Source organism: Thermoanaerobacter sp. RKWS2 (genome assembly GCF_026240795.1).
GTDB classification, from domain to species: Bacteria; Bacillota; Thermoanaerobacteria; order Thermoanaerobacterales; family Thermoanaerobacteraceae; genus Thermoanaerobacter; species Thermoanaerobacter ethanolicus.
The window spans coordinates 473485-496234 of sequence record NZ_CP110888.1; the positions used below are offsets into that span (position 1 = coordinate 473485).

Sequence of the window (22750 nt, forward strand, 5' to 3'; positions counted from 1 at the left end):
ATGCTAATTTACAACCCATCTAAGAAATCTTCTCCTAAAAATTCTCTCATTTTTTCAATGCTCTTTTCTTTGTTTTATTTACTGCCTGCTGCGAAATATGGAGCTTTAAGGCTATTTTCTAAGCAAATTATTAAGGGGAATTAATAAAGATTTAATAATTTGTAACCAATTTGTAATATCTGACAAACGAAATAATGGTATAATGTTGGTAGAAGAATTTATGGGAGGTTTTGGTGAGGAATGAAAAAAGCTCTTGTAATTTTGATAATTTTAACTTTGTTATTTGGCGGATGCCAAACAAAAAGAGAGGTTAAGGAGAGTAATACATTTCACAAACTAATTCCTAATTTTCAATATTTCCAAATGATAGATAGAAATAATGGATGGGCTATTGGAGAAAATATGGGAGAAAATAAAGTATTTATTACAAATGATGGAGGCACTACATGGGTGACTGCTTTGACTTCTGTCATAGGTGATGTTCGCGGATGGTTTTTTATGGATTCTGATCATGCCTGGATACTTTATTCTAATGGGACTCTTTACAAGACAGAAAATAGAGGTAAAAACTGGGATGCTGATGAAGTGCCTTTTGGTATGGGTAAATTATTTTTTATAAATTCCGGTGGAGAATATCAAGGTTGGGCCCTTAAGGAATATGGGCCTGCGTCTGGGAATGTGCCTGTGGATGTTTATAAATTAATAAACAATAAATGGACTCTCATTCACGAAGGAGAATTGCCTAACAGTACTTCAGCATCTCCTAATCCACTTCCATATGAAGGGGAGAAAAAGAGCTTTGTTTTTTTGCCTGATGTAAAAACGGGTTTTATTACAGTGGAAAGGTGTGAACCAGGAAAATCTAGTTTATACATGACCACTGATGGAAGATATACATGGAATAAAAAAATTATTCCACTGCTTTCAAGATTTGATGAAGAATATATTTCTGTATATTCTCTTAAACTTGTTGATGGTGAAATCATTTGGCCAATATCTGCATTTGATGATGTGAGAGGGGATTTTGAGGAAGTGTTTTTAGTAAGCAAGGATAATGGGAATAGTTGGAAAGAGAAGGCTTCTTTTGTATCCAAGAATTCCCCCAGAGAGGTTTATGTAGTAGATGAAGAAAACTGGTATGTTTTATTTGAAGATGAATTATTTAAAACAAATAACGGAGGAAATACATGGGAAAAGCTAAATATTCCTCAAGGTACATTTCAAATTCAATTTATAGATAATAAAACAGTGTGGGCTTTAGCTTCAACATCGGGTGGGACAAATTTATTTTACAGTGAAAATGGCGGTTATACGTGGGATAAGAAGTTTTAAAATTTCAATTGGTGTATAAGGAGAAAATGAGGAGGATGAGAACAGAATGTATAGAAAAATAAGAGTTATTGTATTAATTGTAATAATTTATTTTATCGCTATTTTGGCTAAAAATCTGTATGAATATAGAGTAAAGACCATTGATGAAGCCATTGGATTTAATCTTGATAATGTTTATAAAGTAGAGATATTAAGAAATGAGCAACCAAAAATAACAGAAGATAAAGAAAAAATTAAAGAATTAACCGAATGGTTAAGAGGATACAAATATAAAATGAGCAGCACGGTAAAAGGAAAAATAGATTTTTCTTATTATGTAATAAATTTTTATTCTCATGTAGAGAACGGCTTTATAGCTTTTGATAAAGATAATAAAAAAATAATTATAGTAAATGGGTATACATACGATGTTTTCGATAACTCTATTGTACAGGATTATTTACAGTCTTTTTGGGAATCTATCAGATAAGGCGAAGTAAAAAATAAAATAAATTAGGAATGGAAGGATTAATATTTGTTTGGAGGTAGGTGCAATGAGGAAAACAAAAACTTTTTTATTAATCGCTTTTGCCATTGTTTTATCATTGAGTATAATTGCCCTTGGATTGTCAGTCTCGAGAGTTAGTGCAGGGGATGGGCCAAATCAATCACAGTTTGATAAAATTATTGAAAAAGTAGGCAGTTTTTTAAAGGGTAATAAAGACAAATTGAAAGTCAATGAAGGGGATGTGATTGCAGAGGCTAACGGTATACCGATATATAAAAACGAATTTGAATTGCGTAAGGGATTGACATTGGCATCGGAAGGACAGGTAAACGATATAAATAATTTTGTTTTAAATAAATTGGTGAGAGAGAAAGTAAAAGAATATCTTGCTATGAAATACAATCTAAAGGTATCTGAAGATGAAATAAATTCATATATTGAAAAAGAGAAACAACAATTCAAAGAATTTCCTGAAGCGGAGGGAAAATTGAAAGAGTTAATTTCTGCAAGTGGTATGAGATATGAGGAATACTGGAACGATTATGAGAGATACAATGTAAAAAGAATGTTGCTTTTTGATAAGCTGTACAATGCGATAATCAATGAAGGAATTAAAAATGGGGAATTGAAGAAAACGGATAAAATGACTATAGAGGTGCAAAATGAGTATAAAAAGTATTTTGACAATATAATAGATCAATATGTAAAACAGGCTAAAATATCGATTGATGAAAAATATAAAGATATGTTTAGAGGCTTCAGAGTAGATTGATTTTGTAGAGGTAGGAGAGGGGAATGAAAAAATTTTTTATAATACTATTGCTCTATAGACGTTGGAAAAAATATATATTATAATAACCGTAAAGAATACTTAAGAGGTTTTACACTAAGATTTAAAAATGTATAAATTTTACAAAATATTAAAAAATATCAATTGATAATAGTAGCAATGAGAAAAAATATAAAACCTTTACCTTTTACTAGAACGCCTTTTAAACCAGATGTCCTTTGGATACGAACACATAACCTTAACTTCTACAAAATATTTTTATCCGACATCAAACTATTATTACTATGATCTTTCAAGTTATGGTTGGCTACCTGTAAGAACGGATATTTTGCATGGATATGTTTCTACTTCATGGGTAACACTTCATAGGGAGACTAGTAGTGAATGGGTGTTGATGTTAAATAATGGATATGTAAATTGATATTAAATTAAAAGAATTGAAAAGTATTACAATAACACAGAGGTATTCTTTTTTATAAAAATAAAAGAAAGGGAGAGTGTTAATGAAAGAAGAAAATGTAGAGTTTAAGATATTTTTTATATTGCTAATATATATTTATTTAATGGTAGGTAACATATTGTTACAAAAGATAATCCGTATTTCAGAAGTTACATACAACCAAATAATACTTGTGTGGGGTAATCTAATTTTTTATTTCGTTTTAGGAATATTATTAACAATTCCTTTCTTTTTAAGTGAAACAAAGAAAGAAGGGAATTGGATGATAAATTATAAATGTCTATTGGCTTTTATTTTACCCTTATTTGCAGTAGTTTTTTTGTATTTTTATCCCATCTTATTGGACCTTTCTTATGTACTAGGACATGTTATTAATGCACTATCTGTGGTAGCAGGATATTCATTGATTTTTATAGTCAGCAAGAAGTAAGAAATAGCTTTAAAAATAAATTGGTACACCAACTGTGAAAATACCCCTCTGAGCTAGATTTACATCTCAGAGGGGGAGAATCAAATAGATGTTTTATAGGAAAATCAATTTAAATTTCTTATTGTTACCTTGTTTATTAGGTACTTTTTAGGTAGCCTACAATTATTTGATTTAAGCGGGGATATTCACCTATATCTTCTTCAGTTTGTACTAAAACTTCGTTATTCATTACTGCGATTACTTTTGCCCCTTTTATGTTTTCATTTAGGCTAACTATTCTGTGTTTTTGTTTCGCTTCATCAATGGAATCTGTATATAGTATTTTTCCATCTTTTATTATGGCAAAACTTGTGGCGTATTCTTCTAATTCAAATATTTCATGAGAAGAAAGTAAAATAGTGCTCTTCTTTTCATTGACGTATTGCTTTATTATTTCTATAAGTTCAAACCTAGCAGCCGGGTCAAGGTGCTGTGTAGGCTCATCCAGTATTATGAGTTTTGCATTTGTTGAAAAAGCTAATATCGCTAATATAAGGGTTTTTTGACCCCTTGAGAATTTTTGCATCTCTTCGTTTAAGTTAAAGCCATATCGGGAGAGAAAGTTTTTAAAAAACATATCATCCCATGATGGATACAGAGTTTTGTACAGTTTGTAATAGTCTCCCAGTTGTAAGTTGTTAAAGACTTTTCTGTGTTCTGTAACAAACGCTATATCTTTTTTTATAGAAGGGTGAAAAGGCTTTTCGAATATGAATATTTCGCCTGAATCCTTTTTTATTGCGTTCATTATGCATTTTAATGTTGTGGTTTTTCCTGCACCGTTTGGACCCACAAGTGCCATTATTTCTCCTTCTTCTACTTTAAAAGTTACATTGGAGAGTATTTGTTTTCCATCAATTTGTTTACTTAGATTCTTTACTTCTAATGTGTACATTAATTTTCACCGCCTTTTATTACATATGACCAAAAGCCTAAGAGACAAATGAGGGACGAGAATATTAAGGACAGAGGTAAATTTCCCTGCCGAGTAAAACTTATCAGGCTGTAAGGATTGAAGGCAAAGCTATTAATATCTGTTGTGCCCATATATCCGAAAAGTGCATCTAAGAAAACTATAAAAGCGCTCCAACCTAATCCATCCATCTCAAAGCCTGAAAAAGTCATTTGAAGTCCAAATATTGCAAGTAAAAGTATTAAACTTCTCAAAATAGGCTCAAATTTATTTATAAAAGGGACTCCTAAAAATATTTCTTCAATAGCAGAGGTTACAATCACAACGAGGCTTAAGAAAATGAGATTGTAAAGGAACAATTCTTTTTTAGAAAAAGGTAGGAAGTATAAAAGTTCTGCATTTTGATGTCTTATATCATACACTATAAAAGTGGCAGATAAAAACAAAAGTGCAATTGTTTTGATTAATATTACTGGTATGAATAGTAGAAAAGTAAGAAAAAGTATTCTTACAGTTTTCTCCTTTAATTCTTTCTGTATATAAATATCCATTTTATTTATCACTTCATTCATTTTTCCAGACCTCCTCAAAAATTAACATAGAAGTATAATAGTCTATACGACTGTTTTTCAATTTTGTGACACATTCTCTTATAATTTTTATTACACCTTCTTCTACATCAATGTCTTTCTTTATAAAATATCCTATGCCTTGCTCTGACTCTATATATCCTTCGTTTTTTAATTTTTCTAAAGCTTTTATAACTGTATTTATATTTACGTCAAATATCACCTGTAAATCTCTGATAGATGGAAGTTGACTGCCTTTTTGAAGGTTACCTAATAAAATTTCTGATTTTATCATGTTTACTATTTGTAAATATGCAGGTACTCCACTGTGTTTATCTATTTTTCTTAGCATTTTGCACCATCACTCTCTGATTAATTTTATAATGCCTGAATTTTTTATGTCGATAGGAGCTTTGCTTTTGTTTATAATTTTTAAAGAACCGCCTGTTGCATCTATATAAAATTCACCAGTTTCATCAGGAGTATTTAAAATTTCAAGTGTTCCATTTAAAGAAGTGGCATTTATATTAAAATTATTAAATTTTGATTTTATATCAATATTTACACCAGTGGCGTCTAATATGATTTTATCAAAATCTAATTCTCCTTTTATGTTACTCCCTGTAGTATTGAGATTTAAGTTTTTACCTTTTAATTTGCCATTCAAGTCAAAACCAACAGTGTTTATATAAATGTTATTTTCTGATACAATATCAGCATTTATTGTAGTTCCAACAGAGTTTATATGAATGTCTTTAATGTTTCCACTACCAATTATCTTGACTGATGTACAATCAATATCAAGGTTTTTTTCAAGTGATGTACCTAATTTTATAACATAAGTAGAATTTTTTATAGGGGAAAATTCTTCTAAATGTAAAACTTTATTATCTCCGGTTTCTATTAATCGAGAAGGATAAGACAAAGTATCGCCTTCAACAAGTTCCAACTCAATTTCTGAGGAGACTTTAATAGATATGCTATCTATGTCTTTTACTGAAATTGATTTATCCGGCAGAAAATTTTCATGAGGGCGTAAGTCAGAAATTTCATTAGAACTATTCGGGATAGTTATTGGAGGAATATTAATATGAATACCTGGAATATCAATTTTTGTACCATTGTCTTTTATAGTTTTTGTCTTAACATTAGTAAAAAATAAACCCATTCCTAAAATTGGTACGGTAATTACCATTATAAATAATACGAGTAAAACAATTGAAAGTGAAGAAGATAGCCCTTTTCTTATAGGGAAGATACTTATTAAAAGTACAAAAGATAAAATAAAAAGCAATACTTTTAAAGAAATCCATGGAGAAAGCCAAGCAATTATAACGCTTATCCCTGATGCTATTACTCTTAAAGTAATGCTCTCTTTAAAAGTTTTTACAATTGTGAGATTAGAAGTTTTGCTTGAGAATAGGAAAATAAAACCGGTTAGTAAAGCTACAAAGGACGCTAAAAATACGATAGTTTCAATTAAATTTTGATTCATAAAATGACCTCCCAAAGTTTTATAGTGTTATATAATTATATAACACTATAAAACTTTTTTGTCAATAAGTTTTAAAAAATTATTAAAACAATTTTTAAGCTAGAAAAAATAAGAAGGAATTTAAAGATCTATGTAGAAATAATAAACTTGTAGAGGTTAATCATTAAAATTTGAAGGTGGTTTAATAAAACTATACGGGAAGGGGTAGAAAATGGATTATAAGGATTTATTAAAAAAGCTTAGTGAAAGCTACGGGGTTTCTGGACATGAGAGAGGAATTTATGACCTCTTAAAAAAGAATTTGAACCAATTTCAGATGAAGTTAAAGAAGACAATTTTGGCAATCTTATTTTTAAAAAGAAGGGCACAAAAGGCAAGTACAAGGTGATGTTAGCAGCTCATTTAGATGAAATAGGCCTTATGGTGAAAGATATTGATGAGAAGGGATTCATAAAATTTACAACAGTAGGAGGGGTTGATCAGAGGACTCTTCCTTCCCAAGAAGTTATAGTTCACGGTAAAAAGGATTTGTTGGGAGTTATAGGAAGTAAGCCACCACATCTTTTGTCTTCTGAGGACATGGAAAAAGCTATAAAGATTGAAGATATGTATGTGGATGTTGGACTTCAAAAGGAGGAGGTAGAAAAGCTTGTAAGTATTGGAGATATAATAACCGTAAAAAGGGAGTTTAAAGAGCTTTTGAATGAGAATGTTTCGGGAAAAGCTTTGGACGATAGAGCAGGGGTTGTGGTGATGGCAGTATGCCTTGAGGAGCTCAAGAAGGTGTACCATTATCACGACGTATATGCTGTAGCCACTCTTCAGGAAGAGGTGGGAGTAAGAGGAGCTACGACTTCTTCTTACAATATTGAACCTGATATAGCTATAGCGATTGATGTGACTCATGCGAAAGCGAGGGGAGTTAGCCGAGACATAGAGGTAGGGAAAGGGCCTGCGATTGGGAAGGGGCCTAATATTCATCCTGCTGTATATAAAGGGCTTGTAGATATAGCTAAAAAATACAATATAAATTATCAGATAGAGCCGCTTCCTGGGCATTCAGGCACTGATGCATGGGCAATCCAGGTGTCAAAAAAAGGAGTTCCTACAGGGCTTGTGTCAATACCTTTGAAGTACATGCATACTTCTGTGGAAACTGCTAATATGAAAGACATAATAGAAAGCGGCAGACTGCTGGCACACTATATTGCCAATCTGCCGCCTGAGGAATTGGAGGGACATTTATGTTATTAAAGGAGTTAACTGAGCTTTTAGGTGCTTCTGGAGATGAAAAAGAGGTAAGAGAGAAAATAAGAGAAATAGTAAAACCTTATGTGGATGAGCTTTATGTAGACAGAATTGGAAATTTAATAGCCTGCAAAAAAGGGAAAAAGGAAAAGCCAAAGGTGATGCTGGCTGCTCACATGGATGAAGTTGCTTTAATGGTGAAGTCTGTAAATGAAGACGGGACATTGAGTTTTTCTCCTGTGGGCGGAGTTGACAACCGTATTCTGGTAGCCAAAGCAGTAAAGGTAGGGGAGAAGAAGATAAACGGGGTAATAGGTGCAAAACCTATACATCTTCAGAAAAAAGGAGAGCAGGAAAAACCTCTTGACTTTGATGAACTCTATATAGACATTGGAGCAGCATCTAAAGAAGAAGCTTTAAAGCACGTTTCACCCGGTGACTATGTCTACTTTGAATCAAATTTTGAACTTTTGGGGGATGGATACGTTAAGGCAAAGGCTTTAGACGATAGGATAGGTTGTAACGTGCTGATAGAAATTCTGAAGAATACATATGAGTATCCTGTTTGTGCAGCTTTTACAGTTCAAGAAGAAGTTGGTTTAAGAGGCGCAGGTGTAGCAGCTTACAATGTAGATCCTGATTTTGCAATAGTGGTAGAAGGCACTGTCGCTGCAGATGTTGTGGATTCAGAACCTCATTTGGTTTCTACAGAACTAGGGAAAGGACTAGCGATTTCACTTATGGATAGAACTACTTTGTATGATAGAAAGATTATCGATAAAATCGTCAAGATAGCAGAAAAGAATAAGATACCCTATCAGTTTAGAAGAATAGCTAGCGGTGGTAATGACGCAGGGAAAATTCACCTTACAAAGGGAGGAATAAAGACGGTAGCTATATCTGTACCTTGCAGGTATATTCATTCCTTCAATTCTGTAGCTAATCTGAATGACTTTGATAATACAGTTAAACTTGTAGACTTAGTGATTAAAAATATTGAGGAGGTATTAGGATGAGTGTAAATGTGGAACTTATAAAAAAGCTAACACAGGCTTTTGGACATTCGGGAAATGAGGAGAAGGTTTTTGAGATTATAAAAGAGGAAGTCAAAGGCTTTTGCGATGAAATTACTCATGACGCAATGGGCAACATGATATGTGTGAAAAAGGGAAAGGGCAAAAAGATAATGGTGGCTGCTCATGCTGATGAAATAGGCATTATGGTTACGCATATTGAAGAGGAAGGCTTCTTGAGGTTTACAACGATAGGTGGCGTTTATGTAGAGCATCTGGTGGGAAGAAGAGTTGTGTTTAAAAATGGTACAGTAGGAGTGATTGGAGTAGAACATTTGGAAGATAAAAAGGATTTTAAACTAGAAAAGCTTTATATAGACATAGGAGCAAAGGATAAAAAAGAAGCTGAAGAGCTTGTCAGAATAGGAGATAGTGGGGCTTTTGTAGGGGAGTTTGTAGAAGCTGGAGATAGGTTAGTCTCCAAAGCTTTTGATGACAGAATAGGTTGTTATGTAGCGATTGAAGCGCTAAAAAACGTGAAGACAGAAAATGAGCTGTATTTTGTCTTCACAGTGCAGGAAGAAGTAGGTTTGAGAGGAGCTACTACAGCCGCTTACAGTATTAATCCTGATTTTGCTATTGCTGTTGATGTTACAGCAACGGGAGATACTCCTAAAGCGAAGAAAATGGCGGTAGCTCTCGGTAAAGGCGCAGCAATAAAGGTGATGGATAGGTCAATAATTGTGAGCCCTTCTGTAAGAGATATGATGATTGAAACTGCGAAAGAGAACAATATTCCGTATCAGTTAGAGATTCTAGAATTTGGGGGTACTGACGCAGGGGCAATTCACCTTTCAAGAGGGGGAGTACCTTCAGGAGTGATTTCTATTCCCACAAGGTATGTCCACAGCGTTTCAGAAATGGTGGATAAAAATGATGTGGAGGCAAGTATTAACCTCCTGATAAAAATACTGGAAAAATAAAGCAAAAGACCCTGCTTCTTACGCGGGGTCTTTTTATGTGCGCCCGGCATGGGCGATAACTAGGCGGTGAAAGTCCGCTGTGGGCTTGGTAGTGGGAACCACTAGCCAAGAGCAAGGGTGTCCATCGTGAGGTGGAATCTGAAGGAAGCTTAAGGCAAAATCTCGGTCTGATGAACAAGAACCAGATAAGAGGCTGAATTGGGATGGATGAGTTTGCGTAACAAAACGAAGTCCAACACTACCCGAATCCCATATAGTAAATCTGGCAGATATATGAGATGAAAGTTATCGTTCTTACCCGGGGAGGTCTCAAGGATAAGTCATGGGAGTAAAATCTGAAGTGACAACCCATGCAGTGATGTATGGCTGAACCTTGAGAAGTCAGCAGAGGTCATAGTACTTATCTAGACATGAATAGATAAGGAAGGACCGAACGTTAGGAGGTTTTGGAAATCTTATGGACTCGAAAGATATGCAGAGACTGCAGACAACTCAACAAAGAGGCTATCCGTTGAATAGAGAAATGGAATTTCAAAAGACAACGGAAGTGCATAGTATATCATCGGCGTCGGAAGATGGAAGAAACGAGGTACAAAGATATACCGGCAAGATGCTTGAAATGATAGTAGAACGAGGGAACATGGAAGCAGCATACAAGCGTTGTTGCAAATAAAGGAAGCCATGGAGTCGATGGGATGGGAGTAGATGAACTTCTACCGTATCTCAAAGAAAACTGGGCAACCATAAAACAACAACTGCTGGAGGGGAAATACAAACCACAACCAGTGCGAAGAGTAGAAATTCCCAAACCTGATGGAGGAAAAAGACTACTAGGAATACCTACAGTACTAGACAGACTAATACAACAAGCAATAGCCCAAATACTAAATAAAGTCTACAACCATACATTTTCTGATAGCAGTTATGGATTCAGACCAGGACGCAGTGCAAAAGACGCAATAAAAGCCGCAGAAGCATACATAAATGAAGGATACACATGGGTTGTAGATATGGACTTAGAAAAGTTCTTTGACAGAGTAAACCACGACATAATAATGTCCAAACTAGAAAAGCGGATAGGAGATAAAAGGGTACTAAAGTTAATACGAAGATACCTAGAATCAGGAGTAATGATAAACGGAATCAAAGTATCAACAGAAGAAGGGACACCCCAAGGAGGGCCATTAAGTCCCCTATTAGCAAACATAATGTTGGACGAACTAGACAAAGAACTTGAGAAACGAGGGCATAAATTCTGCCGATATGCAGATGACTGCAACATATATGTAAAAAGCAGGTCTGCAGGAAACAGAGTAATGAAGAGCATAAAGAAATTCATAGAAAGCAAATTAAAACTAAAAGTCAACGAAGCAAAAAGTGCTGTAGATAGACCATGGAGAAGAAAATTTCTTGGATTTTCATTCTATACAAAAGAAAACGAAGTAAGAATAAGAATCCATGAAAAATCCATCAAAAGGTTTAAGGAAAAAGTAAGAGAAATAACAAATCGGAACAAGGGAATAAGCATGGAAAACAGAATAAAAAGACTAAATCAAATAACGACAGGATGGGTCAACTATTTTGGATTAGCAGACGCGAAAAGCATAATGAAAACCCTTGACGAATGGATAAGGCGAAGACTAAGGGCATGTATATGGAAACAATGGAAGAAGATAAAAACGAAGCATGATAACTTAGTAAAACTAGGAGTAGAAGAACAAAAAGCCTGGGAATACGCCAATACAAGGAAAGGCTACTGGAGAATATCCAATAGCCCAATCCTAAATAAGACTCTTACAAATAAATACTTTGAAAGCATAGGTTATAAGAGTTTATCCCAAAGATATCTAATTGTACACAATTCCTAATGAACCGCCGTATACCGAACGGTACGTACGGTGGTGTGAGAGGACGCTGAATAAAATAATTATTCAGCTCCTACTCGATTTATGGACTTACGCATTTTCACTAGAGGTGCTATTTTTTGAATTTACAAGCCAGTTGACTATAAAAAATACAGCCACTGTGAGTAGAACAAGCCCTCATATTGCCCAGATGAGATTTTTAAGGTTGAATTTAAACATCTTTTCTCCCTGGTTACCCAAACTGTACAAAACTGTACAGTTTAGATAGCTGGGGTATTTGTAGTCCGCCCTTCAGACTTTTCCAGCCCCAGCAGGCGGTATTTGGGAAAGCCATAGCCCCTGCCCCAAGAAGCAGGAACTCACGCCCTTACGGGTCTCCCCACTTGCCCTGAATTAGTAATTCCTTCAGAGGAGAGAAGTCTCTTAGCACCTTCTCAGGAGAAAGTGGAGTTACCACCGCTACCTTGAGAACTTGCCAGAAATCATAGGTACTAAAACTTGTTCCATCCAGAGGTTCTAGCCCCCTTCCTGGCTCACTCTCAAGGCTTTGTATGAGTTTTATTGCTTTGTTTATCTCTTTTAAATGTTTTTTCTTTAAATGTATGTTTTTGACTGTTTTCTTTACATGTTCTTTTAATTCTTCCAGTTCATCTACAGTCAATGCATTGAGAAACTTTATATAATTGCCTGGTATTTTTTCTTCTTTACTCAATCCTCTTCTTGCTATTACATAGGCTGCTGCTATATCTTTTGTTATCATATACTGCGGTGCATATTTTAACATTCCTATTATTGATGTGTAAGAAGGATTGACTTCTATTACTTCTATCCCTTCTCTTTTTGCTAGTGCTTTTATTTTTGAAAGAAGTGATTTATAGCTAAAGCTATGTCTTATCCTTCTTGATTTTCTTCCTGAAAAGTCTCCTCTTTTGCCTTTCTCTTTTATTTCTAAGTCTTCAATTACTATTGCTTTTCCTTTTTCTTTCGCTATTTTTACTATCTTGTGAGCATACTGCCATCTGAAGTATTCTTTTTTGTCTTTATTTCCGCTTGCAAGTTCTGGCATTGGTATTTTATCATAGCTTATTAGATTCCCTTTTTCATCTGTTTCTGCCCATGATATGTTGTCTGGATATGCATTTATATCTATTGCTATAACTCCTTTTTCTTTTGTTATTTTTATTTTTGGATATTCTTCTTCAATAGCAAAATAGGCGTACATACTGCCATTTTTGAGTTTTAATTCTACAGAGTAGGGTATGTTTGATTTGGCAATTTCCTGCAGGAGTTCTTCTCTCCTCTTATTCTTTTTATACCCTGCTTCTATTCTAGCATATACATATTTTCTTTCTCCTACATTTATCCTTAAAAAAGTGCCATTTTCTTTTGCTTCTATCCTTGTATTGAGATTACCTTTTTTGCTTTTATCTCCTCTTGAATAGAGATTCCCTTTTCTTTTTTCTTGCCACCTATTTTTTAATTTTTTATACGCTTTTCCATTTATATGGCGTTTTTGGAGTTTTTTAAATAGCTTTTTCCCACCAAAAATGACCTTCTTTGGGTTATTCCCTAATTCTCTGACAGATTCTAATGCGCTTTCTGCTTTCATTATTGCATCATCTACATACCTTGAGTTTAAGTCAAATGTTCCCTGAAGGTCTCTTTTTAGTGTGTTTCTATCATATCCTTCTAAAAGTCTCTTATATGCAAATCTCATGCAGGAGGACCATCTTCTCATTAAGTCTAATACTATTTGTTTGTCTTGTTGGTTTAGAAAAATGAGTTTAGCCTGTATTACTATCATGCTTTTTACCACCCCTTTGTTGGGGTCATTAATCTTTCTTTTCCCTAGTTTATTACTGTAATTCTGATTATATCATAAAGCTCCTTAACTTTTTATAGTTAATAACGTTCATCATCGCTCAATTGAAATTGTATCATTTTTTATTATGAATTCCAACTGTTTTGACCTCCTCGGGAAGAGGTTAAAATTTATTGTTCTTACTTTCATTGTACAAGATATTTATGATAATATCAACATTTTTTAAACTCAGACAAAGGGGACGGTTCCTTTTGTCTGAATTCTAAATTGTTCAGATGAGAGGAACCGTCCCCTTTGTCTGTGTGGCAGCGTATGTTAGCCAAATACCGGGTTTTGAAGCAATTGTAGATCTTATTAGATATGATAAAGGCCTAGATCTAGCAGTAAGAAATGATTTTATACAGCCTCTTAATATTTCAAAAGAATATGATGGAGTAAAAGTGACGATAGGAGGAATTATCGTTGATGAAAGTCACATTATAATCTTTTATTCCATCAAAAATGAATCTGGAAAATCACTGGAACTAAAGAATATAGAAGCATACAATGAAAAGAATCAACCTTTAGAAGAAATAAGTTTAAGCTGGAGTGGTTTTGATAATAATAATGTAGAAAAAGGAAGTTTTATAGATATTGCTTTTTCGGGAGATAACAATAGCATACCGGAGGTATTAAATTTAAGTATCGAATTTAAAGGCCTAAAATACAATACATTTAACTTTTCTATTCACATAGATAAAAATAAATTTAAGGGATTAAAAGAAGTTTATGCTGTAAATAGAACAATGGAAATAGATGGTCAAAAAATTACTTTTGAAAAAGTCATTATTTATCCTACACGTATTGCTCTTTATATTCATTATGACCCTTTAAACAGCAAAAAAATACTTGGTTATCCGGATATAGGAATTGTGGATGAGAAAGGAGATATATTTGGCCAAATAAGTAATGGGGTATCTGGTACAAGAAAAGATGACAACAATATAATACTTTATTTTCAAAGTAATTATTTTAAAAAACCAAAAGAACTATATGTAGCTTTTTCAAAAGTTAAAGCAATTGATAAGGATAAGGCGGAGGTAATTATAGATTTAAAGAATAAAATGATTTTAAAAAAACCGGATGAAAAGTTGAAGTTAAATGATATAGTGTACAATAAAAATGATATACAGCTTGCATTTACGCTTGAAAAAATAGATAATACAAATAATCTTTATAGTCCTTTTTACAGTGAATTTGAAGATTCATCTATGAAAAAATATCATTTTTTAGGGGAGGAGATTCATGGAGGAAGGGAAGGAAAAGTAGAGGAAGTTTTAATTAGGATACCAAACGTTTCTTATGACAATCCAATTAAACTAAAAATCATTGACTATCCTAATTTTATTGGGGGAAAAGAAGTAAAAGTGAGAGTAAAACAAAGGGAAGTAATTAAGTAAAATTTAGGAAAGCTATAACCTCTGTAGATGGTTATAGCTTCTTTTATAGTTTCTCTCTTAGCCATAAACTGTTCAAAAAAACAGCCATATATCGCCTATCCGTATTGTGTAACTTTACCTGAACATCTTTTTTAATGAGTTTTTTATTGTACTGTTCTTTTTTTGTCTACAGTTTATGAGGAGGATTTTCGTCCTCCTTATTTTTTATGCACTTATTCCAAATACTTTTTGCACTAATGTTCCAAAGAGATATGATAAAACTGCTGCTCCAAGGCCTGTTGCTACCATTTCTAAAACCTTTCCTTTTATAGACAGACTTTCTGAAGCGACAGATACTATAATTCCTACTATAGAAAGTGCTATTGCTGCAAAAATTACTGAAAATGCAAGAGCTACTAAAGAGGATGAAGTGATTATAAAGTAAGGCAAAACGGGGAATACAAGTCCTACAAGGTATGCGATACCAGTATATAGAGCAGATTTTATTTCGTTTTCAGAAATCTCTTCAGTTAAAAGATTTGTCATGGCATCTTCATTGTCACTAAGTTTGTTTACAATTTCTCTCCCGACATCTTCTGGTATACCAGATTCGGATAGTTTATTTAAAAATTCCTCTTTTGCCCTGTCTTTTGAGACTTTAAATAAAAGCTCCATTTTCTTTTTTATACCCTCATTTACTTGTCTTTGAGACCTTACAGAGGTGTATGCACCTATTGCCATAGAAAGAGCACCAGCTACTCCTACTACCAAGCCAGCAGTGCCAACAGTAATGGGACTTTTTGGATAAACAGCTGAAAGTCCTGTTACAGTTCCTAAGATTTCTACAAGACCATCGTTCATTCCAAGTATAAAGTCTCTTATGTTTTCTATGCTGAATTTATCTTTTTGTCTGCTAAACATTTTTTCATGTTCCAGTTCATCTTCTATGATTTTTGATAGAATTAATTTTTCTTCTTCTGTAAGAGAAGCTTCGTTAAAATAGCGATAATAGGATTCGGTACTTGTTGTTTCATTCATCTCAAGTATTGTGACGAATAATTTACTTCCTAATAAAGTTCTCAAAATTTTATAAGTAAAAAGCCTAAATTTACGAGATTTTTCTTCCGGAATTTCTATATTTCTGTCTTTTAAAAATTGATGCCAAAATTTTGCGTGAGCTTTCTCTAGTTTTGCAAGTGCTTCAAAATTACTTTTAGTTTGTGGATTTTTCTCAACTTTCGCAAGGTATGTATAAAGGTCGGCAGCTTCAACTTCTTCTTTGTAAAAACTGATAGCTTGGTCTATAGGATTCATTTACCATACCGTCCTTTCTGAGTGAAATTTTAAATGAGCAAGAATAATAAAAAATAAATGGAATGCTATATTAGTGTATATAATTTTACATATGATATATTTACCAAAGTGACAAACACCCGTATATATTATACCACATTAGAATTAATATTAATGGTTACAGACATTTGCAGTGTGTATCACAAGTTTGTAGGTCGTCGCGCTTTGTGCATAATGTCAGCTATATTATTTTTCCTACTAAAATTTTACACACATGCCTTTTGCAGAGATAAAAAAGGAGGGAATGTTCCCTCCATTTTTTATTCATCTTTTTATTCATCTTTTGCCAATCTTTCGTAGATTTTATACCTCTCTTGAGCTTGCTTCTCAGCTTCTTCAAAGAGCTTTTGTGCTTTTTCAGGGAAAGTCTTCTCAAGAGCTGAGAATCTGATTTCGCCCTGCAAGAAGTCTTTAACAGAGAGTTTTGGCGGCTTAGAATCGAGGATGAATGGATTCTTTCCTTCTTTCTTGAGAAGCGGATTGTATCTATAGAGAACCCAATATCCTGCTTCTACAGCTTTCTTTTCTTCTAATTGGCTGCAGCTCATACCTTGTTTTATGCCATGAGCGATACATGGAGCATAAGCTATGATGAGAGATGGTCCTGGATAGCTTTCAGCTTCGACTAATGCCTTAATTAATTGTGTCTGGCTTGCTCCCATTGCAACTTGTGCTACATATACATATCCGTATGTCATTGCCATTCTTCCTAAGTCTTTCTTGCCAATTGGTTTACCTGCTGCTGCAAATTGTGCTACTGCACCTACTGGTGTTGCCTTTGAAGATTGTCCACCTGTATTTGAATAAACTTCTGTATCGAATACTAAGACGTTTATATCTTCTCCCGAAGCAAGTACATGATCTAATCCGCCATAACCTATATCGTATGCCCAACCGTCGCCACCAAATATCCATTGAGACTTCTTGATGAGGTAATCTTTTCTTTCAAGTACTTCATTAATAAGCTCTTTTACTTTTGCGTCTTCTGCTTTATAGTTTTGAAGTATTGGTAACAATTTTATGGTAGCTTCTTTTGATTTTTTGCCGTCCATCATGTTGTCAAGCCAGAATTGCAATGCTTCTTTTAGCTCTGCTGTGATGTTAAGCTCCAACAGTTCTTTTACTATATCAGCTAATTTTGCTCTTTGTTGTTTTACAGCTAATGCCATGCCAAGACCAAATTCTGCGTTGTCTTCAAAAAGGGAATTTGCCCAAGCTGGTCCTTTTCCTTCATGGTTTGTACAATATGGTGTAGATGGTGCACTTGCTCCCCAAATTGAAGAACAACCTGTAGCATTCGCTATCATCATTCTATCGCCAAAAAGCTGTGTGACAAGTTTAGCGTAAGGTGTTTCACCGCATCCTGCGCAAGCACCTGAGAATTCAAGCAGAGGCTTTTCGAACTGGCTTCCTTTTACTGTTTCTTTGTTCATTGGGTTTTCTTTTGGTGATAAAGTCATTGCGTATTCCCAGTTCTTTGCTTCTTCCATTTGTGTTTCTAAAGGCTTCATTACAAGTGCTTTTTCTTTTGCAGGACACTCATTTACACAAACGCCGCAACCTGTACAGTCAAGGACACTGACTTGAATTCTGTAGTATAGTCCTTCAAAGCCTTTTCCAATAGCCTTTTTAACTTTAAATCCTTCTGGTGCGTTTTTAACTTCCTCTTCTGTGAGCAAGAAGGGCCTTATTGCAGCATGTGGACATACAAAAGCGCATTGGTTACATTGTATACAGTTATCTATTTGCCACTCAGGTACGTCAACAGCAATTCCACGTTTTTCATAAGCTGCAGTACCTGGTGGAAATGTACCATCTTCTCTTCCGAGGAAGGCACTTACAGGAAGTTTGTCTCCTTCCAATCTATTCATTACATCGGCAACATTTTTTACAAAATCAGGTGCTTGTCTTTCTTCTTTTGGCTCATCTTCAGCATCTGCCCAAGAAGCAGGTACTTCTACTTTGACTAAAGAATTTATACCTCTATCTACAGCCTCGTAGTTCATCTGTACTATCTTTTCGCCTTTATGTCCGTATTCTTTTACGATAGCTTCTTTTAAGTGTTTTACTGCCTCTTCAATTGGTATTATGTTTGTGAGTTTGAAGAAAGCAGATTGCATTATCATGTTAATTCTTCCGCCTAAACCTATTTCTTTTGCGATGTCTACAGCGTTGATGATGTAGAAGTTAACGTTATGTTTAGCTAAATATCTTTTAATTGAAGCAGGCAATTTCTTGTCTAATTCTTCAACTTTCCAATTGCAGTTTAGAAGGAAAGTACCGCCATCTTTTAATCCTGCCAATATGTCATAATTGTAAACGTAAGATTGCTTATGACAAGCGATAAAGTCTGCTTTGTTTATCAAATATGTTGACCTTATTGGTTTTTTGCCGAATCTTAAATGAGATACTGTTACACCGCCTGATTTCTTTGAGTCATAAGAGAAATATGCTTGCACGTATAAATCTGTGTTGTCACCTATGATCTTTATAGCGCTCTTATTTGCACCAACTGTACCATCAGAACCAAATCCCCAGAATTTGCAGCTGGTTGTCCCTTCTGGTGTTGTATCGACTTCTTCTCCTACAGGAAGTGATGTAAAGGTCACGTCATCAATTATTCCTATTGTGAAGTGGTCTTTTGGCTCATCAGCTTTGAGGTTGTCAAATACAGCAATGATTTGTGCAGGTGTAGTATCTTTTGAACCAAGACCATAACGACCACCAACAATTACTGGACGCAATTCGCTGTCAAAGAAAGCTGTTTTTACATCTTCATACAAAGGTTCACCAATTGAACCTGGTTCTTTTGTTCTATCGAGTACAGCTATCTTCTTAACAGTCTTTGGTATTACATCTAAGAAATGTTTTATAGAGAAAGGCCTATAAAGATGTACTTTTACGACACCTACTTTTTCTCCTTTTTTCAACAAGTAATCTACTGTTTCTTCAATGGTTTCTGTCACAGAACCCATTGCAATTATTATTCTTTCTGCATCTGGTGCGCCATAATAGTTGAACAGCTTATATTCTCTTCCTGTTAATTTCTTCATTTCATTCATGTAATATTCTACGATTTCAGGTATAGCATTGTAGAATCTATTGGCAGCTTCTCTTCCTTGGAAGAATATATCTGGGTTTTGAGCTGTACCTCTTGTTACAGGATGTTCTGGATTTAGTGCTCTTTGTCTGAATGCTTTTAAAGCATCATAGTCTACAAGTTTTTTGAGGTCTTCATAATCTAAAACTTCGATTTTTTGCACTTCGTGAGATGTTCTAAATCCGTCAAAGAAATGCAAGAAGGGTACTCTTCCTTTAATTGCAGAAAGGTGTGCAACGCTTGCTAAATCCATTACTTCCTGCACACTGCCAGAAGCAAGCATAGCAAAACCTGTCTGACGGCATGCCATAACGTCAGAATGGTCACCGAAAATTGAAAGAGCATGTGTTGCAACGGCACGTGCACTTACATGGAATACTCCAGGTAAAAGCTCCCCTGCAATTTTGTACATGTTAGGAATCATTAAAAGAAGTCCTTGTGATGCAGTAAATGTCGTTGTTAGAGCTCCTGCTGCCAGTGATCCGTGAACAGCCCCTGCAGCACCTGCTTCTGACTGCATTTCAATAACTTTTACCGGCTGACCAAATATGTTCTTCCTTCCATGTGCACTCCACTCATCTACAACTTCTGCCATTGGAGACGATGGAGTTATGGGGTAAATCGCAGCTACTTCCGTAAAAGCATAAGCCACATGGGCAGCAGCTGTGTTACCATCCATGGTCTTCATTACTTTAGCCATTTCTTTACTCCTCTCCTTATTTAAATAATTAAATAAAATGGTCAAAAAATCACCAATCAAAGAAGGATGTACCTGATATAGCACAGTATACAATATTTCATCTTATTATATAACAGGTATTTATAGAGTGTATAACAGACCGTATTAATTTAGATTTTTGCTTTTATTAAAGCTATATAACAGGTACATAATAATTATACCACACCGTCAAAAAAATTAAAACTTTTTTATGATAAATCTATATCAAAAAATAGAACTAGAAAGAGGGCTTTTAATGCCCTCTTTATCTGTGTCCTGGTCTTATTTTTGTCTGAATAGCTTTGCCTTTTGCAGCTTCTTTCCTGTTTTCATAACGTCTATACATTAAAAGTGCGACGATGGAGAAAAATAGTGGACCTACAATCATCCAGATAGTAGAGTTTGTGTCTCCGTTAATTGCCGGTTGGATTATTGTAAAGAAGTTAGCGAAAGCCACTGTTGCTGTAACAATTATTGTTGCTATAAGTGCACTGCTGTCAGTTTTAAATATTGCAAAAGGTTTTTGGATTTGTTTATTTTTCTTAAAGGAGTAGAAAGCACCTGATAAAAATACATAAGGCAATGTCATAGCTACATTTGTCATCAATATGAGTTTTGCGAAAAATTTAGCTGCAGCTTCTCCTCCAAAAGAAACAAGGATAATTATTACAACCGCTATTGCACATTGCACCCACATAGCATTTTTAGGAATATCGCCCTCGATTTTACCCATTTTACCTGGCCATAACTCTGCAGGAGTTCCTTCTATTATTTGTTTTAAAGGTGCATAAGATAAAGTGAAAAAAGCGCCACTCAATGCTAAAAACATTGATAATCCTACATACCTTGCAAACCAAGCACCTATAGTAAGAGATGTAGCTTCATTAAGTCCTAATCCTTGTCCTATTTTGTAACCTAAATTTTGCATTACTACATATGCTACATTTGCCATATTGACATTTTGAGTGCCTAATACTTCTTTCCAGTTAGTAAATGTTCCTACCATAAAAATTCCTATTGAATATCCAATAGAAATAAGCAGTGCAGAAATCAATAATCCTTTTGGAAAGTTCTTTTCTGGCTTTTCTGTCTGGTCTACAAGTCCTCCTACTACTTCCAATCCTCCATATGCAAATATAGCAAAAACTAAAAATGCAAACATGGCGATAGTTGATTGATAAGCAGGATTTGGTGATGTAGTAAATGAATGAGCTGAAATAATTGGTTGAGCAACTTTTCCACCGTTAGCGATTAGGACAAATATACCTCCTAAAAGTAAGACTATATTTAATAAAGCAACTGCAGTTCCACCTACAGAAGATACCTTTGAAATACTTTTTAATCCTTTAGAAGCCACATAAGTTACAGTGATTACCCATATTACCCCCAAAAGTCCTAAAGTTTGAGTTGATTTTAAACCAAAAAGGTTCCACGTAGAAGTAGTGTCTTTTCCGAATAAAGCATTGGAAAGAGGTATCCATATAGAGGAGCTTACGTTTACCATCCATATGATATAAGAAGCATACCACATGAAAGTTCCTATAAAAGCGTACTTTGGGTTTACTGATTTCTCCATCCAAGAATATATGCCACCTTTTTCTTCTTTAAAAGCTGAACCATATTCTGCCATCATAAAGGCATAAGGTATAAAGAAAGTTATACCTGATAGAATATACCATGGGATAGCTCCATATCCCATCAAATAGAAAGAACGAGGAATATTTGTAAAGCCAAATACCGAGGTAAAGATCATTAAAATGAGGGGAATCAAAGCTAATTTTTTTGCATCGTTTACATTTGATGTCATAAAAAAACCTCCATCTTACACGTTTTTTTTAACTACAACATTTTTTTAATATATACAAAAATATTCCAACGCATATTATATAGCTTTTTTTAGATTTTTGTCAATGGTTTCTCTTTTACAGTTTATCCAGATTGTCCTTTGTTAATACATCCTTAAATAACTCATAGAAAAAATAAATATCAAGAAAAATATCGCAAGAAAAAACAGTATTTTTTTTTTTGAAACTTTTTTAAAATTGACATTATAAGAAACAAATGGTATAATTTTTTTGTCAAATTATGTCGAGAAGAAGGGAAAACGGTGGAAGTATACAATTACAGCGAGTATTATCTTATAAAGCATTTAATGACGAGTTTGAAACATTATCATTATATAACTTATTTACACAGTATAAGAGTTGCGAAACTTACTTATTTAGTTTCTAAAAAATTGGGATTACCCAAAGAGGAGCAAATTTATAACTGTAAGGGGGGATTATTACACGATATTGGCAAGGTATTAGTACCTGTCGCCATTCTTGACAAGCCAGGTTCGCTTACAGAGTTAGAATACGAATTTGTGAAGATACATCCGAGTTATGGCGCGGAGATGTTAAAAATTTTTCCTTCTTTGAAGGATTTAATTCCAGGGGTACTTTACCATCATGAAAGGCTAGATGGTTCTGGCTATCCTTTTGGTGTCAGTATTATTCCTTTAAATGCTCAAATAATAGGAATTTGTGATTCTTTTGATGCAATGACTACAAAAAGGCCTTATAATGAAAAGAGGTTAAAAAGTATACACGAGGCAATATTTGAATTAAAAACCCAACCACAAAAATATAATTACAAAATCGTAGAAGCATTAGAAGAAGTGTTGTGGGATAAAAAGGGGGATCAACAACACTTTATTTCTATATAATGGGAGGG

Annotated in this window: 17 protein-coding genes and 2 pseudogenes; 11 read left to right on the forward strand and 8 right to left on the reverse strand. The window is 34.3% G+C overall.

Features of this window, described 5'->3' with window-relative positions:
• Positions 1-240 precede the first annotated feature (240 nt).
• From OEI98_RS02370 to OEI98_RS02390, 5 genes are all read left to right on the forward strand, one after another.
• Positions 241-1332: a WD40/YVTN/BNR-like repeat-containing protein gene (locus OEI98_RS02370; protein WP_266039394.1), complete on the forward strand. Its 1092-nt coding sequence runs from the start codon at positions 241-243 to the stop codon at positions 1330-1332.
• Between the two features lie 46 nt (positions 1333-1378).
• Complete coding sequence (locus tag OEI98_RS02375; protein WP_003871101.1) at positions 1379-1801, forward strand: hypothetical protein; 423 nt, start codon at positions 1379-1381, stop codon at positions 1799-1801.
• Positions 1802-1865: 64 nt separating this feature from the next.
• A complete protein-coding gene (locus OEI98_RS02380; protein ID WP_004402029.1) occupies positions 1866-2591 on the forward strand; it encodes a hypothetical protein in 726 nt (241 codons plus the stop codon).
• A 229-nt stretch (positions 2592-2820) separates the two neighbouring features.
• Complete coding sequence (locus tag OEI98_RS02385) at positions 2821-3030, forward strand: hypothetical protein (RefSeq protein ID WP_143597670.1); 210 nt, start codon at positions 2821-2823, stop codon at positions 3028-3030.
• Positions 3031-3112: 82 nt separating this feature from the next.
• Complete coding sequence (locus OEI98_RS02390; RefSeq protein ID WP_003867550.1) at positions 3113-3499, forward strand: hypothetical protein; 387 nt, start codon at positions 3113-3115, stop codon at positions 3497-3499.
• 136 nt (positions 3500-3635) lie between these two features.
• Here the strand turns inward: OEI98_RS02390 and OEI98_RS02395 are convergent, their stop codons facing one another.
• From OEI98_RS02395 to OEI98_RS02410, 4 genes are read right to left on the reverse strand one after another with little or no spacing between them, the layout of a single operon-like run.
• Positions 3636-4433, reverse strand: a complete 798-nt coding sequence (locus OEI98_RS02395; protein ID WP_004402028.1) for an ABC transporter ATP-binding protein — start codon at positions 4431-4433, stop codon at positions 3636-3638.
• Positions 4433-5023: a hypothetical protein gene (locus OEI98_RS02400; protein ID WP_004402026.1), complete on the reverse strand. Its 591-nt coding sequence runs from the start codon at positions 5021-5023 to the stop codon at positions 4433-4435. The genes OEI98_RS02395 and OEI98_RS02400 overlap by 1 nt, the downstream gene beginning before the upstream one ends.
• A complete protein-coding gene (locus OEI98_RS02405; protein WP_004402023.1) occupies positions 5016-5372 on the reverse strand; it encodes a GntR family transcriptional regulator in 357 nt (118 codons plus the stop codon). Before OEI98_RS02405 ends, OEI98_RS02400 begins: the two co-directional genes overlap by 8 nt.
• A gap of 9 nt (positions 5373-5381) precedes the next feature.
• The gene (locus OEI98_RS02410; protein ID WP_004402021.1) at positions 5382-6515 is read right to left on the reverse strand and encodes a hypothetical protein; all 1134 of its coding nucleotides are present in this window, start codon (positions 6513-6515) and stop codon (positions 5382-5384) included.
• Positions 6516-6726: 211 nt separating this feature from the next.
• On the opposite strand from OEI98_RS02410, the pseudogene OEI98_RS02415 reads away from it, so the two are divergent.
• The 4 genes and pseudogenes from OEI98_RS02415 (at position 6727) to ltrA (ending at position 11627) form a co-directional block, all read left to right on the forward strand.
• Positions 6727-7769, forward strand: a pseudogene (locus tag OEI98_RS02415) (M42 family metallopeptidase).
• Positions 7760-8779 carry a M42 family metallopeptidase gene (locus tag OEI98_RS02420; RefSeq protein ID WP_004402019.1) on the forward strand — a complete coding sequence of 340 codons (1020 nt, stop codon included), beginning with the start codon at positions 7760-7762 and terminating at the stop codon, positions 8777-8779. The pseudogene OEI98_RS02415 and the gene OEI98_RS02420 overlap by 10 nt, the downstream one beginning before the upstream one ends.
• Entirely contained in the window at positions 8776-9759 is a 984-nt protein-coding gene (locus OEI98_RS02425; RefSeq protein WP_003871442.1) for a M42 family metallopeptidase, read from the forward strand. The genes OEI98_RS02420 and OEI98_RS02425 overlap by 4 nt, the downstream gene beginning before the upstream one ends.
• Positions 9760-10216: 457 nt before the next feature.
• Positions 10217-11627: pseudogene (gene ltrA / locus OEI98_RS02430) on the forward strand (group II intron reverse transcriptase/maturase).
• A gap of 364 nt (positions 11628-11991) precedes the next feature.
• Here ltrA and OEI98_RS02435 read toward each other — a convergent pair.
• A complete protein-coding gene (locus tag OEI98_RS02435) occupies positions 11992-13428 on the reverse strand; it encodes an IS200/IS605 family accessory protein TnpB-related protein (RefSeq protein WP_019907370.1) in 1437 nt (478 codons plus the stop codon).
• A gap of 320 nt (positions 13429-13748) precedes the next feature.
• Here OEI98_RS02435 and OEI98_RS02440 point away from each other — a divergent pair, with 320 nt between their 5' ends.
• The gene (locus OEI98_RS02440) at positions 13749-14885 is read left to right on the forward strand and encodes a DUF4179 domain-containing protein (protein WP_266039403.1); all 1137 of its coding nucleotides are present in this window, start codon (positions 13749-13751) and stop codon (positions 14883-14885) included.
• A gap of 204 nt (positions 14886-15089) precedes the next feature.
• Here OEI98_RS02440 and OEI98_RS02445 read toward each other — a convergent pair whose 3' ends face one another.
• From OEI98_RS02445 to yjeM, 3 genes are all read right to left on the reverse strand, one after another.
• Positions 15090-16178 carry a VIT1/CCC1 transporter family protein gene (locus OEI98_RS02445; protein ID WP_019907372.1) on the reverse strand — a complete coding sequence of 363 codons (1089 nt, stop codon included), beginning with the start codon at positions 16176-16178 and terminating at the stop codon, positions 15090-15092.
• A 311-nt stretch (positions 16179-16489) separates the two neighbouring features.
• A complete protein-coding gene (nifJ, locus tag OEI98_RS02450) occupies positions 16490-20017 on the reverse strand; it encodes a pyruvate:ferredoxin (flavodoxin) oxidoreductase (protein ID WP_004402016.1) in 3528 nt (1175 codons plus the stop codon).
• 283 nt (positions 20018-20300) lie between these two features.
• Positions 20301-21842: a glutamate/gamma-aminobutyrate family transporter YjeM gene (gene yjeM, locus OEI98_RS02455; RefSeq protein WP_004402010.1), complete on the reverse strand. Its 1542-nt coding sequence runs from the start codon at positions 21840-21842 to the stop codon at positions 20301-20303.
• 300 nt (positions 21843-22142) lie between these two features.
• Between yjeM and OEI98_RS02460 the strand changes: the two genes are divergently transcribed.
• Positions 22143-22742 (forward strand): HD-GYP domain-containing protein, encoded by a 600-nt coding sequence (locus OEI98_RS02460; RefSeq protein ID WP_003869234.1) that lies wholly within the window; start codon positions 22143-22145, stop codon positions 22740-22742.
• Positions 22743-22750: the final 8 nt, after the last annotated feature.